Genomic DNA, 13,515 nt, shown 5'->3' on the forward strand with positions numbered 1-13,515 from the left:
GTGACCAGCAACAACGTACGCCTGTGGGGCGGCCGCTTCGCCGACGGCCCGTCCGAGGCCCTCGCCAAGCTCAGCGCATCCGTGCACTTCGACTGGCGCCTCGCCCCGTATGACATCGCCGGCTCCCGCGCCCACGCCCGGGTCCTGCACGGCGCGGGCCTGCTCACCGCCGACGAGCTCGACCGCATGCTGGCCGGCCTCGACCAGCTCGAAGCGGACGTGACGGCGGGCACCTTCGTGGGCACCATCGCCGACGAGGACGTCCACACGGCCCTCGAACGCGGCCTCCTGGAGCGCCTGGGCCCCGACCTCGGCGGCAAGCTGCGCGCCGGCCGGTCCCGCAACGACCAGGTCGCGACGCTCTTCCGTATGTACCTGCGCGACCACGCCCGCATCGTCGGCGGCCTCGTCGCCGAACTCCAGCAGGCCCTCGTCGGCCTCGCCGAAGCCCACCCGGACGTGGCGATGCCCGGCCGTACGCACCTCCAGCACGCCCAGCCCGTGCTCTTCGCCCACCATGTCCTCGCCCATGTCCAGGCCCTGTCCCGGGACGCGGAGCGGCTTCGTCAGTGGGACACCCGCACCGCCGTCTCGCCGTACGGCTCCGGCGCGCTGGCCGGTTCCTCGCTCGGGCTCGACCCGGAGGCCGTCGCCAAGGACCTCGGCTTCGAGCACGGCTCGGTCGCCAACTCCATCGACGGCACGGCCTCGCGGGACTTCGTCGCCGAGTTCGCCTTCATCACCGCGATGATCGGCATCGACCTCTCCCGTATCGCCGAGGAGATCATCATCTGGAACACGAAGGAGTTCTCCTTCGTCACCCTCCACGACGCGTTCTCGACGGGTTCGTCGATCATGCCGCAGAAGAAGAACCCCGACATCGCCGAGCTCGCCCGGGGCAAGTCCGGCCGCCTCATCGGCAATCTGACCGGCCTGCTGGCGACCCTCAAAGCCCTCCCGCTCGCGTACAACCGCGACCTCCAGGAGGACAAGGAGCCGGTCTTCGACTCCTGCGACACCCTCGAAGTCCTGCTGCCGGCCTTCACCGGCATGATGGCCACGCTGACGGTCAACCGCGAGCGCATGGAAGAGCTGGCCCCGGCCGGCTTCTCCCTCGCCACGGACATCGCCGAGTGGCTCGTCAAGCAGGGTGTCCCCTTCCGCGTCGCCCACGAGGTCGCCGGCGAGTGCGTCAAGGTCTGCGAGGCCGACGGCATCGAGCTCGACCAGCTCACCGACGACCAGTTCGCCAAGATCTCCGCCGACCTCACGCCGGACGTCCGCGGCGTCCTCAACGTCAAGGGCGCGCTCGCTTCGCGCAACGGCCGCGGCGGCACCGCCCCCTCGGCCGTCGCCGTCCAGCTCGCCGAGATCAAGGACAACCTCGCGGTCCAGCTGGCCTGGGCCACGGCTGGAGGTTTCAGCCCGTCCGGCGTGTGAGGACGGACCCGAAGGGCGTTCGGGGGGTCCAGGGGGCTTGCCCCCTGGCACAACCCCGTCAGACGGAGGCCCCGCGCAGCGGCCCCGTGCTGGACCGCCGTACGAGCCGCGGCGGGACCAGCGAAGCCGTGCCCGCCGCGCTGCGGCCGGTGGCGATCTGGTCGAGCAGCAGCGCGACGCACTGCCGCCCCACCTCCTCGAAGTCCTGCTGGACCGTGGTGAGCGGCGGCCAGAAGCAGGCGGCTTCGGCGACGTCGTCGAAGCCGACGACGCTCACGTCACCGGGAACGGACCGGCCCGCCTCGTGCAGGGCGCGCAACAGCCCGAGCGCCATATGGTCGTTGGCGGCGAAAACGGCCGTCACGTCGTCGCGCAGGGCCAGTTCCTGCCCGAGCCGGTAGCCGGAGGTGGCCGTCCAGTCGCCGATCCGCAGCGGCGGGACGACGGCGCCGGCCTCCTTGAGCGTGGCGTGCCAGGCCATCGCGCGCCGCCGGGCGGAGTAGGAGTCCTGGGGGCCGGCGACATGCCAGACCGTGCCATGGCCCAGCTCGAGCAGATGCTCGGTCGCGGCTCGGGCGCCCGCCGCCTGGTTGTTGTCGACGGAGGCGAAGCGCTGCTCGGGGTCGCCGTCGGCGATCACGACGGGGACGCCGGGCGGCGGGTGGAGGCCGGGGCGGTCGAGGATCTGGGCCTCGATGAGGACGATGCCGTCGACGGCCTGGCCGGTGAGCTGGGAGAAGGCCTGGCGGACGGCGCCCTCGGTCTGTGCCTGGGCGCTGGCCACGTTGACGGAGTAGCCGGCGGCGGAGGCGGCCCGGGAGATGGCTTCGAGGGTCCGCGCGTTGCCGTGGGCGCTGAGGTCGAAGGTGATGACGCCGAGCATGTGGAAGTGGCCGGTGGCCAGGGCGCGCGCGGCGCTGTTGCGCTGGTAGCCGAGGATGCGCATGGCGGAGATGACCCGGTCGCGGGTCTCGCGGTCGACGTTCGGCCGTTCGTTGGCCACGCGCGACACCGTCTGGGTGGAGACACCGGCCAGGGCCGCCACGTCCGCCTGGGACGGCGGCCGGATCCGGGCAGTGGTCATGGCGGTGAGCCCCCCTCACTCGTGTTGACGCAAACACTCTAACGTGCGACGGGTCGAACAATCACCATTTCAAACGCGTTTCGGCACGGCCCACCTTTGTTTCGGAATATGTAACAACCTCTTGACTCAGATGAGTTGGTGGCATGACACTTCCGCCCAGCCTGACATGTTCGCGCAAACACTCCCCAACGTCGATCCGCCAAAGCAGCCGGAGCGTCTCTGATGAGCGAGCAGTTCCCCCATGACTTCCCCCATGCCTTCCCCCGTGCCTTCTCGCGCCGCGGCCTCCTCCGTGCCGCCGCCGCGCTCCCCCTCTCCGCCCTGGCGCTGACCAGGCTGCCCGGCCTGCTCGGCTCCGCCGAGGCCGCCGCCCCGGCCACCGGTTACGCCGACCGGTACACGATCGTCGCGTTCACCAACAGCAGCGACTACACCGTCAACGTCTACCAGGCCGAGGACGCGACGGCCTTCACCCTCCTCCAGGCCTCCGCGTACACCCCGCCCAGCAATCGCATCCGGGACGCGAGCGTCTTCAAGCACACCAACGGCTACTACTACCTGACCTACACCACGCACACCTGGGAGGACACCAGCACCACCATCGGCTTCGCCCGCAGCTCCGACCGCGTCAACTGGACCTTCCTGTACGACTACACGGTCCCGATCTCCAACCTCTCCCGCGCCTGGGCGCCGGAGTGGTTCATCGACAGCAACGGCAGCGTCAACGTCATCGTCTCCTGCTCGACCACCGACGACGAGTGGATCTTCACCCCGTACGTCCTCACCGCCACCAACACCGCGCTGACCGCCTGGACCGCCCCCACCGCGCTCTCCGGCATCGGCAGCAACCACATCGACACCTTCATCGTCAAGATCGGCAGCACGTACCACGCGTTCACCAAGAACGAGACGACGAAGTACATCGAGTACGCCACTGCCTCCAGCCTCACCGGCACCTGGACCATCCAGAAGACCGGCGACTGGGCCGGCTGGGGCAGCTACCGCGAGGGCCCGGCACTCGTCCAGCTCGACAACGGCGGCTGGCGGCTGTTCTTCGACGGTTACGGCGCGGGGACGTACCTCTTCAGCGACAGCTACGACACCTTCGCCACCTGGACCACCCCCAAGGAACTGCCCGGCATCTCCGGCACCGCCCGCCACTTCACGGCGGTCAAGGAGACGGTCTCCGGCGGTGCGAGCCTCACCACCGGCATCACCCGCTCCTTCCGGTCGGCCAACTACCCGACCCGCTACTGGAGCGAGGCGACCGGCGCGGTCAACCTCTCGGTCATCACCTCCTCCAGCACCAGCGCCGCCAAAACCGCCGCCACCTTCACCGTCGTGGCGGGCCTGGCGGATTCCAACGGCTACTCCTTCCGCGACTCGGCCGGCAACTACCTGCGCCACTACAACTACGTCGGCCGCTTCGACGCCAACGACGGCACGACCACCTTCGCCAAGGACGCCACCTTCGTCGCCCGCACCAGCCCCACCAGCGGCGCGGTCCGCCTGGAGTCCTACAACTACCCGGGCTACTACCTCCGGCACTACAACTACGCACTGCGCCTGGACCTCGACGCCAACACCGACCTGTTCCGCGCCGACAGTTCCTTCGCCGCCGTGGCCCCCTGGGCCTGAGAATGAGACAATGATGTCTCACATGAGCTAGCCTTGTCTCATGAGCTTCGATCGTGAGCAGGTGCTCCGGGACGCGGCGGCCCTCCTCGCCCGGCGGGCCACCGCGTCCATGGACGAGATCGCCAAAGCGGCCGGCGTCAGCCGCGCCACCCTGCACCGGCACTTCCCCGGGCGGGATGTCCTGGTCAGGGCGCTCGGCGCGCTCGGCATCGAGCAGGTCGAGGAGTGCCTGAACGCCGCCCGAATCGAGGAGGGCGACCCGGTCGCCGCCGTACGCCGCCTGATCGACGAGGCGATGCCCGTGGCCGCCTTCCTCGGCTTCCTCTACGGCGAGAACCAGCTGTACGACCTGCCCGAGACCGAAGTCGGCTGGACCCGCATCGGCGCCCGCGTCGACGAGCTCTTCTCCCGGGGCCAGGAGCAGGGCCTCTTCCGCTACGACCTCAGCCCCGCCTGGCTCGGCGAGGCCCTCTACGCGCTGATCGCCGCGTCCGGCTGGTCCGTCCAGGACGGCCGGATCGCCGCGCGCGACGCCGGGCGGATGGTGTCCGAGCTGCTGCTCGGCGGGATGCTGCGGAGCACGTCATGAGCAGCGGCACCGCCACGACCACCACGGCCACCACGCCCGCGCCCACGGTCACGCCCTCCGGCCACCCGGCCCGCTGGCTCGCGCTCGGCGTGCTCACCCTCGCCCTGCTCGTGGTCACCGTCGACGCCACCGTGCTCGGCCTGGCGATCCCCTTCCTCACCGCCGACCTGCGCCCCTCCTCCACCCAGCTGCTGTGGATCGGCGACGCCTACTCCTTCGTCATCGCCGGTCTCCTCGTCTCCATGGGCAGCCTCGGCGACCGAGTCGGCCGCAAGAAGCTCCTCCTCACCGGCGCCGCCGCCTTCGGCGCGCTCTCGCTGCTCGCCGCCTACGCCACCAGTCCCGGCATGCTCATCGCCGCCCGCGCACTCATGGGCGTCGCCGGCGCGACCCTGATGCCCTCCACGCTCGCCCTGATACGCAATCTCTTCACCGACCCGCGCGAGCGCAGCTTCGCCATCGGCGTCTGGGGCGCGGTGTCCACAGCCGGCGCCGCCCTCGGCCCGGTGGTCGGCGGCATCCTTCTGGAGCATTTCTGGTGGGGGTCGGTCTTTCTGATCAACCTCCCCGTGATGGCGGTCCTGATCGTCGTCGGCGCCAGGCTGCTCCCCGAGTCCCGCGACCCGGCCCGCGGCCCGTGGGATCCCGCCAGCGTCCTGCTCTCCCTGGCCGGCATGGGCGGTGTCGTCTACGCGATCAAGGACCTCGCCGCACACGGGTTCCGCCCGGCGGCCCTGGCGGCCGGCGCGACGGGCGCGCTGTGCCTGGCCGGTTTCGTACGCCGCCAGCTCACGCTGCCCGTGCCGCTGCTCGACATGCGGCTCTTCCGCAACCGCGGCTTCTCCGCCTCCGTACTGGCCGACCTCATGACGGTCTTCGGCCTGGCCGGGATGGTCTTCTTCCTCTCCCAGTTCCTCCAGCTCGTCCAGCACCGCTCGCCGCTGGAGGCCGCCCTCGCCGAACTCCCCGCCACCCTCGGCGCCGTCGGCACCGGCCTCATAGCCGGCGCCACCGCCCGCCGCCTCTCCGTCCGCACCGTCGTCTCCGGCGGCCTCGCCGCCACCGCCCTCGCCCTCGGCGCCCTCGCCACCCTGCGCCCCGACTCCGGCTACACGCTGCTGGGCGCCTCGCTGTTCGTCGTGGGCGCCGGTGCGGGCTTCTCCTTCACGGTCACCGCGGACGTCATCCTCTCCAGCGTCCCGCGCGCCCGGGCCGGCGCGGCCTCTGCGGTCTCCGAGACCGCGTACGAGCTGGGCGCGGCGCTCGGCATCGCCGTACTGGGGTCGATCATCATGGGCGGCCACGACTTCACCGCCGGCCTGCGCGCGGCATCGGCGGTCGGTGCGGTCGTGCTGCTCTGCGGCGCGGCGGTGGCCTGGCGATTCCTGCGCGGGCAGAGGCTCTAGGGGCTGTCCGGCGGGCTGCTGCTACGCGGCCTTCGCGTGCCCGGCGCCGGCGGCCTTGGCCTTGGTGGCGTACATGTCGACGTACTCCTGACCGGACAGCCGCATGACGTCGCTCATGATCTCGTCGGTCACGGCGCGCAGTACATAGCGGTCGCGGTCCATGCCCTCGTAGCGCGAGAACTCCAGCGCCTCACCGAAGCGCACCGTGAAGCGGTGCACGCGCGGCACGCCCGCGCCGCCCGGCTGGACCTTGTCGGTGCCGACCATGGCGAAGGGGACGACGGGTGCGCCGGTCATGAGGGCGAGGCGGGAGACGCCGGTGCGGCCGCGGTAGAGGCGGCCGTCGGGGGAGCGGGTGCCTTCGGGGTAGATGCCGAAGACCTTGCCCTCGTCGAGGAGGCGGCGGCCGGTCATGAGCGCGGCGACGCCGCCGTGGCCGCCGTCGCGGTCGACGGGGATCATGCCCATGGCGGTGAACCACTTGGCCATGAACCAGCCCTTGATGCCGGGGGTGGTGACGTACTCGTCCTTGCCGATGAAGTAGACCTGCCGCTTCACCACGAGGCCGAGGAACATCGAGTCGATGAAGGTGACGTGGTTCCCGGCGAGGATCACCGGGCCGTCGCCGGGGATGTGCTCCGCTCCCTCGACCTGTGGGCGGAACAGGACGCGCATGACGAGCCCGAGAATCGCCTTGAGGATGATGCGGGACAACGGGTCCTCCGGTCGTGAAACGTAGAGCTGCCTTGTCGACGATACTTCCGCCGAGGGGTTGAACGCACACCGGGTTCACGCGACCGGTACGCATTGTTGACGTGCGTTTCCGCCATGTTCCAACCGATGCCTCCCGTAGGAAAGAGCCGCGAGCCTACGATGCGCCCGTCGCTTGTCAGGGCCATGGGAACACCGAGGGAGCCGCTTCATGACGCAGGATCAGCAGCAGGACCGCCGTCAGGGCCCGGGCCGCAGAAGCTTCGTCGCGGGCGCGGCCGCCCTCGGCGTGGTCGCGCTGCCGGGCACCGCGAGCGCCGACAGCCGCCACGGCTCCGTGCCCGTACGCAAGCTTCCCGTGCCGGCCGTCATCGGCCACCGGGGCTCCAGCGGCTACCGCCCGGAGCACACGTTTGGCTCATACCAGTACGCGCTGGACATCGGCGCGGATGTCGTCGAGCAGGACCTCGTCCCGACGAAGGACGGGCATCTGGTCGTCCGCCACGAGCCGGAGATCGGCGGCACGACAGATGTCGCGAGTCACCCGGAGTTCGCGGGCCGCAGGACCACCAAGACCATCGACGGCATCGCCACCACCGGCTGGTTCACCGAGGACTTCACCCTCGCCGAGCTGAAGACGCTGCGCGCGGTGGAGCGGCTCCCCGCCGTCCGGCAGCGCAACACGATCTACGACGGCCGCTGGGAGATCCCCACCTTCGAAGAGGTCCTCAAGTGGGCCGACGAGCAGGGCCGCAAGCGAGGCAAGGCCGTCTGGCTGCACACCGAGACCAAGCACCCCACCTACTTCCGCTCCCTCGGCCTCGGCCTGGAGGAGCGGCTGTACAAGCTGCTGCGCAAGTACGGCCGCCACACCGCGCACGCCCCGCAGTTCCTGCAGTCCTTCGAGCCCAGCAGCCTGCAGCGGCTGGGGAAGCTCGGCGTGGCCGCGCCCAAGATCGCCCTGCTGGACGCGGCGACCACCCGTCCGTACGACTTCGTGGCGGCCGGCGATCCCCGCACGGTCGCCGACCTCGTCACCCCGGCCGGCCTGAAGTGGATCGCGGGCTTCGCCCAGGGCATCGGCCCGACGCTGCTGCTGATCATCCCGCGCGACGCGAATGGCAAGCTCACCACGCCCACCACCCTGGTGGCCGACGCGCACGCCGCCGGGCTGGTCCTGCACCCGTACACCATGCGCAATGAGAACCAGTTCCTGCCCGCGGACTTCCGCACCGGCACCGACCCCAACGCCTACGGCGACGCCTTCGGGGCCTTCAAGGTCTACTTCGAGCAGGGCATCGACGGCATCTTCTCCGACAACGCCGACACCGCCCTCCTCGCCCGCGAGGACTTCGTCAACGGGGGATGACGGCACCCCGCGTCCGGGTGGTTGCCGCGCCGCAGGGCAACCACCCGGCGCGGCGGCCGTGTCCCGTACGGCATGACGCCCGAACTCGCCCTCGCCCGCCTGCGCCCGCTCCTCGCCGCCGAGGCCGCCGCCGAAGCCGTTCCCGGCGGCATCGATGCCGCCGACCTCGAACAGGGCGTCTGGCTGCGGCTTCTGGAGCTGCCCGAGCCCCCGGCCGATCCCGCGCGCTGGCTGCGCAGCGCGGTCCGGGCCGAGGCGCGGCCCGCCCTGCGCAGGCTGCGCCGCGAGACGCATACGCTTCCTGCGCATGCCGCGCCGACCGCCGAGCAGCAGCTGATCGACGCCGAGCAGCGCCGCGCTCTGCGCGCCGCCGTGGCCCGGCTGCCGGGCCGTTGCCCCGAGCTGGTGTCCGCCCTCATCTCCCGGGCCGATCCCACCTATCCGGAGATCGCCCGCGAGTTGGGTATCTCACAGGGAAGCCTGGGCCCGCTCCGTTCCCGCTGCCTGGGCTGCCTGCGTACGATCCTGAACACCCGGGTTCGAAGCAGTGCGGGCACGGGTAAGGCACCGTAAACAACCGGCGCCACGGAGGCGGCGCGCACCCGCGCCGGCTTCATTCAGGGCACACGTTCCGGGCGCAACCCTCACCCTCCCGCGTCCGGGCGGACTCGAAGGGGAGGCCTGCGCACATGGGCATGAGCGTGACCATCTCTACGGCGGTCGACGGCGACGCCGAGAACATCCTCAAACTCCAGTATCTCGCCTACCAGAGCGAGGCGGAGCTGTACGGGGACTACAGCATTGAGCCGCTCACCCAGACCCTTGACGCGCTGCGTGCGGAGCTCGCCGAGGGCACGGTCCTGGTGGCCAGGCTGGGCGCGGAGGTCGTCGGCTCCGTACGCGGCGTCGTCGACGAAGACGGCACCGCGCGGATCGCGAAACTCATCGTCCACCCGCGCATGCAGCGGCACGGCCTCGGCGGCCGTCTGCTGCGCGCGATCGAGGAGCGCCTCGCCGCGGGCTGCGAGGCCAAGCGCTACCGGCTCTTCACCGGCCACCGCAGCGAGTTCAACCTGCGGCTCTACCGCAAGCTCGGCTACGCGCAGATCGGCGCCACCGAGCAGGTCACCCGCCGGCTGAGCCTGGTCCACATGGAAAAGCCCGCGATAGCGGAGACCTACGCCGCCAGCGCGTGACGTTCACGCTTCCTTCTGCTGCGGCTCCTGCTGTGGCTGCGCCGACCGGCGCAGCCACAGCAGGCCGGTGACCGGGACGATCACCGGCAGGAACAGATAGCCGATCCCGTAGTCCGACCACACCGTCTGGTCGGGGAAGGCGGCGGAGTCCAGGACGGTCATCGTCCCGACGGCCAGTACGCCGATCAGCTCCACCGTGCAGCTCACCAGCGCGACCCTGCGCGCGGTCTCGCCCCCGCGCCACAGGGCGACCGTGATCACGGTGTAGAGGATTCCCGCCAGCAGCGACAGGACGTACGCCAGCGGCGCCTCGTCGAACTGCATGCTGATCTGCACGATCGCCCGCGACAGTGCCGCCACCGTGAACACCCCGTAGAGCGACAGCAGCAGCCGCCCGGGCCCCCGGCCGATGCCCGTGTCAGAGCGAGTGTCAGACACTGATGCCTCCCCAGATGTCGTACAGCCGCACTTCCAGTACGGCCAGGATCACGCCGCCCGCCGCGACGATCGCCGAGCCCCAGCGGGTGCGCTCGGTCAGCGACATGAAGCCCGCCGCCGGGATCGTGCAGACCGCCCCTAGCAGATACGCGACGAAGATCACAGTCCCGTCGTCCGGCTTCTCGCCGCCCGCGAGCTTGACCACGCCGACCACCAGCTGGACCAGGGCCAGAACCGACACGACCGCCATGCCGATGAAGTGCCAGTCCTTGGTGGACTGGTCCCGGAAGGCGGCGAAACCGCACCAGGCGGCCAGCAGCAGCGCCGCTACCGAGACGGTGAGGGTGAGCGCGTCGAGCATGCGGCGACTCTAATACGGGCGGGAGCCTCCGAAGCGCGCGGGAGGGCGTCCGGAATGCGGACCGGGTGACCGGATTATGGGACGCCCGGGTCCGGTCTGCTTTACTGGTCTGCATGACCACGACGAACAGCCGCCACCGCGCGACCGAGGCGATGATGACGCCCGGTGTTCGTTGTATGTGTCGAATGTGCGCACGCTGAGGCTCCGTAGAGCCTCCCGCCGCCGCTGACCTTCCCGCCCCATTGCCGGGTCCGAGTCATGCCGCGCTGCTCATGTTGCCCACAAGACCTCGTGCCCGGCTGAAGCCTGCCGTGCACTCGACAGTGACGGACTGATTTCCAGTGATCACCACAACGGGCCTGACCAAGGTCTACCGTTCGCGTGGCCGCGACACGGCTGCCCTGGACGGCGTCGATCTGCACGTCCGTGAGGGCGAGGTGTACGGCGTCGTCGGGCGCAGCGGCGCCGGCAAGAGCACGCTGATCCGCTGCGTCAACCTCCTGGAGCGCCCCACCTCGGGAACCGTCGAGGTGGCGGGCGAGGAGCTCACCAGCCTGCCGGGCTCGTCGCTGCGCGCCGCGCGCAGCCGGATCGGCATGGTGTTCCAGCACTTCAACCTGCTGTCCGCGCGCACCGTCCAGGCCAATGTCGAGCTGCCGTTGGAGATCCTCGGCGTCTCCGGCAAGGAGCGCTCCCGCAAGGCGCTGGAACTGCTGGACCTGGTCGGCCTGAGCGACCGGGGCAAGGCCTATCCGGCGCAGCTGTCCGGCGGCCAGAAGCAGCGTGTGGGCATCGCCCGGGCGCTGGCGGGCGACCCGAAGGTGCTGCTGTCCGACGAGGCCACCTCCGCCCTGGACCCCGAGACCACCCGGTCCATCCTGCAGCTGCTGCGCGACCTCAATCAGCAGCTGGGGCTCACCGTCCTGCTCATCACCCACGAGATGGAGGTCGTCAAGGCGGTCTGCGACTCCGCGGCCCTGATGAAGGACGGCCGCATCGTGGAGTCCGGCAGGGTCACCGAACTGCTCGCCACCCCCGGCTCCGAGCTCGCCCACGAGCTGTTCCCGGTCGGCGGCCACCCCTCGGGCGAGGGCAGCACGGTGGTCGACGTCACCTTCCACGGGGAGTCCGCCACCGAGCCGGTCATCTCTCAACTGGCGCGTACGTACAACATCGACATCTCGGTGCTGGGCGCCGCCCTGGAGACCATCGGCGGCCGGCAGGTCGGCCGGATGCGGATCGAACTGCCCGGCCGCTTCGAGGACAACGTGGTGCCGATCGGCTTCCTGCGCGAAAAGGGCCTGCAGGTCGATGTGGCCCCCGTCGGCGACACCCCGGTCAAGGAGGCCGTCAAGTGACCTGGTCCGAGATGCAGCCGCTGCTCACGCAGGCGTGTCAGGACACGCTGACGATGGTCGGCTGGGCGGTGCTGATAGCCGTGCTCGGCGGCCTCCCGCTGGGTGTGCTCCTCGTCCTGACCGACAAGGGCGGGCTGCTGGGCAACGCAATGGTGAACAAGGTCATCGGCGCGGTCGTGAACGTCGGCCGCTCACTGCCCTTCCTGATCCTGCTGATCGCCCTGCTGCCCTTCACCCGCTGGGTCATCGGCACCACCATCGGCGCGCAGGCGATGATCGTCCCGCTCGCGGTGGGCGCCATCCCCTTCTTCGCCCGCCTGGTGGAGACCTCGGTCCGCGAGGTCGACCACGGGCTCGTCGAGGCGGTCCAGTCCATGGGCGGCAGCACCTGGACCGTCGTACGCAAGGCCCTGCTGCCGGAGGCGCTGCCCTCGCTGATCTCCGGGCTCACCACCACCGTGATCGCGCTCATCGGCTACTCCGCGATGGCCGGCACGATCGGCGGCGGCGGCCTGGGCGATGTGGCCGTCCGCTACGGCTACCAGCGCTTCGAGACCGGTCTGATGCTCGTCACCATCGCGGTGCTCGTCGTCCTGGTCGCCGCCGTCCAGCTGATCGGCGACCTGGCCGCCCGAGCCGTCTCCCACCGCACCCGCACCGCGTAGTCCCCTGCAGCCGCACACAGCCGTACAGGCGTAAAGAAAGGCACTTTTCGTGCGCAACACCGTCAAGATCACGACTGCCGTCCTCGCCGCCGCGGGCCTCACCCTCGGCCTGACCGCTTGCGGCTCGGACTCCGGCTCCTCCAAGGACAGCGCGAGCGATCCTCTCGTCGTCGCGGCGAGCCCCACCCCGCACGCCGAGATCCTGAACTTCGTCAAGAAGAACCTGGCCGCGAAGGCCGGCCTGAACCTGGAGGTCAAGGAGTTCAGCGACTACGTCACGCCGAACACCGCCACCGAGGACGGCTCCGTCGACGCCAACTACTTCCAGAACCAGCCCTACCTCGACGACTTCAACAAGAAGAAGGGCACCCACATCGTGCCCGTCGTCACCGTGCACCTGGAGCCGCTCGGCCTGTACTCCAGCAAGCTCAAGACGGCCGCCGCCCTCACGACGGGCGCCACCATCGCGCTGGCCAACGACGCCGTCAACGAGGCCCGCGGCCTCAAGCTGCTCGCCGCCAACGGCCTGATCACGCTCAAGGACGGCGTCGGCAGCGAGGCCACCCCGGCCGACATCACCGGCAACCCCAAGAACCTGAAGTTCAAGGAGCTGGAGGCGGCCCAGCTGCCGCGCTCCCTCGACGACGTGGACGCCGCCGTCATCAACGGCAACTACGCCATATCCGCCGGCCTCAAGCCGGCCAAGGACGCGCTGGTCCTGGAGTCCGCCACGAACAACCCGTACGGCAACTTCCTCGCCGTGAAGAAGGGCAACGAGAAGGACCCGCGGGTGCTGAAGCTCAAGAAGCTGCTCACCTCGGACGCGGTGCGCAAGTTCATCGAGGACACCTACGACGGCTCGGTCATTCCGTCGTTCTGACGGAGGCCGAGGTGCCGGGCCAGTCCAGCCTGAGCTGCTGTGCCCGGGGCAGCCTCGCCACGATCAGGTCGTACGAGTCCTCGATCAGCTCGCGGACCAGGCTGCCGGGCAGCGAACCGTCGAGGGTGACCGTGTTCCAGTGCCGCTTGTTCAGGTGGTAGCCGGGCACGATCGCCGGGTGCTCGGCCCGCAGCCGTACGGCGAGATCGGGGTCGCACTTGAGGCTGACCTTCAGCGGGAGGCCGTCCAGCGCGCTGATCGCGAAGATCTTGCCGCCGACCTTGAAGACCGAGGTCTCGGGGCCGAAGGGGAATTCCTCGGCGGCGCCGTTGAGACCGAGGCAGGCGGCCTTGAGTTCGATGGGGTCCACGGCCCCATTC

At 70.2% G+C, this 13,515-nt stretch carries 15 protein-coding genes; 10 read left to right on the plus strand and 5 right to left on the minus strand.

Annotated elements, in window-relative coordinates:
- Window positions 1-1,440, plus strand: coding sequence for an argininosuccinate lyase (argH, locus tag OG607_RS38710; protein WP_405733947.1), 1,440 nt, complete (start codon window positions 1-3; stop codon window positions 1,438-1,440).
- Between the two features lie 58 nt (window positions 1,441-1,498).
- Here argH and OG607_RS38715 read toward each other — a convergent pair whose 3' ends face one another.
- Window positions 1,499-2,524, minus strand: a complete 1,026-nt coding sequence (locus tag OG607_RS38715; RefSeq protein ID WP_405733949.1) for a LacI family DNA-binding transcriptional regulator — start codon at window positions 2,522-2,524, stop codon at window positions 1,499-1,501.
- A 222-nt stretch (window positions 2,525-2,746) separates the two neighbouring features.
- On the opposite strand from OG607_RS38715, the gene OG607_RS38720 reads away from it, so the two are divergent.
- The 3 genes from OG607_RS38720 to OG607_RS38730 are packed head-to-tail and all read left to right on the plus strand — an operon-like array spanning window position 2,747 to window position 6,157.
- Window positions 2,747-4,162: a glycoside hydrolase family 43 protein gene (locus tag OG607_RS38720; RefSeq protein WP_405733951.1), complete on the plus strand. Its 1,416-nt coding sequence runs from the start codon at window positions 2,747-2,749 to the stop codon at window positions 4,160-4,162.
- A gap of 40 nt (window positions 4,163-4,202) precedes the next feature.
- Window positions 4,203-4,751: a TetR/AcrR family transcriptional regulator gene (locus OG607_RS38725; protein WP_405733953.1), complete on the plus strand. Its 549-nt coding sequence runs from the start codon at window positions 4,203-4,205 to the stop codon at window positions 4,749-4,751.
- The gene (locus OG607_RS38730) at window positions 4,748-6,157 is read left to right on the plus strand and encodes an MFS transporter (protein WP_405733955.1); all 1,410 of its coding nucleotides are present in this window, start codon (window positions 4,748-4,750) and stop codon (window positions 6,155-6,157) included. The genes OG607_RS38725 and OG607_RS38730 overlap by 4 nt, the downstream gene beginning before the upstream one ends.
- 21 nt (window positions 6,158-6,178) lie before the next feature.
- Here the strand turns inward: OG607_RS38730 and OG607_RS38735 are convergent, their stop codons facing one another.
- The gene (locus tag OG607_RS38735) at window positions 6,179-6,871 is read right to left on the minus strand and encodes a lysophospholipid acyltransferase family protein (RefSeq protein ID WP_405733957.1); all 693 of its coding nucleotides are present in this window, start codon (window positions 6,869-6,871) and stop codon (window positions 6,179-6,181) included.
- 208 nt (window positions 6,872-7,079) lie between these two features.
- On the opposite strand from OG607_RS38735, the gene OG607_RS38740 reads away from it, so the two are divergent.
- The 3 genes from OG607_RS38740 (at window position 7,080) to OG607_RS38750 (ending at window position 9,433) form a co-directional block, all read left to right on the plus strand.
- Window positions 7,080-8,237, plus strand: coding sequence for a glycerophosphodiester phosphodiesterase (locus OG607_RS38740; RefSeq protein ID WP_405733959.1), 1,158 nt, complete (start codon window positions 7,080-7,082; stop codon window positions 8,235-8,237).
- Between the two features lie 72 nt (window positions 8,238-8,309).
- Window positions 8,310-8,810: a sigma-70 family RNA polymerase sigma factor gene (locus OG607_RS38745; protein WP_405733961.1), complete on the plus strand. Its 501-nt coding sequence runs from the start codon at window positions 8,310-8,312 to the stop codon at window positions 8,808-8,810.
- A 116-nt stretch (window positions 8,811-8,926) separates the two neighbouring features.
- Complete coding sequence (locus OG607_RS38750) at window positions 8,927-9,433, plus strand: GNAT family N-acetyltransferase (protein WP_405733963.1); 507 nt, start codon at window positions 8,927-8,929, stop codon at window positions 9,431-9,433.
- A 3-nt stretch (window positions 9,434-9,436) separates the two neighbouring features.
- Here OG607_RS38750 and OG607_RS38755 read toward each other — a convergent pair whose 3' ends face one another.
- Window positions 9,437-9,871 (minus strand): hypothetical protein, encoded by a 435-nt coding sequence (locus tag OG607_RS38755; protein WP_405733965.1) that lies wholly within the window; start codon window positions 9,869-9,871, stop codon window positions 9,437-9,439.
- Window positions 9,864-10,232 (minus strand): hypothetical protein, encoded by a 369-nt coding sequence (locus tag OG607_RS38760; RefSeq protein ID WP_405733967.1) that lies wholly within the window; start codon window positions 10,230-10,232, stop codon window positions 9,864-9,866. Before OG607_RS38760 ends, OG607_RS38755 begins: the two co-directional genes overlap by 8 nt.
- Before the next feature lie 341 nt (window positions 10,233-10,573).
- Here OG607_RS38760 and OG607_RS38765 point away from each other — a divergent pair, with 341 nt between their 5' ends.
- The 3 genes from OG607_RS38765 to OG607_RS38775 are packed head-to-tail and all read left to right on the plus strand — an operon-like array spanning window position 10,574 to window position 13,135.
- A complete protein-coding gene (locus tag OG607_RS38765; protein WP_405733969.1) occupies window positions 10,574-11,590 on the plus strand; it encodes a methionine ABC transporter ATP-binding protein in 1,017 nt (338 codons plus the stop codon).
- On the plus strand, window positions 11,587-12,255 hold the full coding sequence (locus tag OG607_RS38770; protein WP_405733971.1) for a methionine ABC transporter permease: 669 nt from the start codon (window positions 11,587-11,589) through the stop codon (window positions 12,253-12,255). Before OG607_RS38765 ends, OG607_RS38770 begins: the two co-directional genes overlap by 4 nt.
- A gap of 49 nt (window positions 12,256-12,304) precedes the next feature.
- Window positions 12,305-13,135, plus strand: a complete 831-nt coding sequence (locus tag OG607_RS38775; RefSeq protein WP_405733973.1) for a MetQ/NlpA family ABC transporter substrate-binding protein — start codon at window positions 12,305-12,307, stop codon at window positions 13,133-13,135.
- On the opposite strand, the gene OG607_RS38780 is transcribed toward OG607_RS38775, so the two are convergent.
- Window positions 13,119-13,505: an MmcQ/YjbR family DNA-binding protein gene (locus OG607_RS38780; RefSeq protein WP_405733975.1), complete on the minus strand. Its 387-nt coding sequence runs from the start codon at window positions 13,503-13,505 to the stop codon at window positions 13,119-13,121. The genes OG607_RS38775 and OG607_RS38780 overlap by 17 nt on opposite strands.
- Window positions 13,506-13,515: the final 10 nt, after the last annotated feature.

The sequence above is a fragment of the Streptomyces sp. NBC_01537 genome (assembly GCF_045040445.1).
Classification (GTDB): domain Bacteria; phylum Actinomycetota; class Actinomycetes; order Streptomycetales; family Streptomycetaceae; genus Actinacidiphila.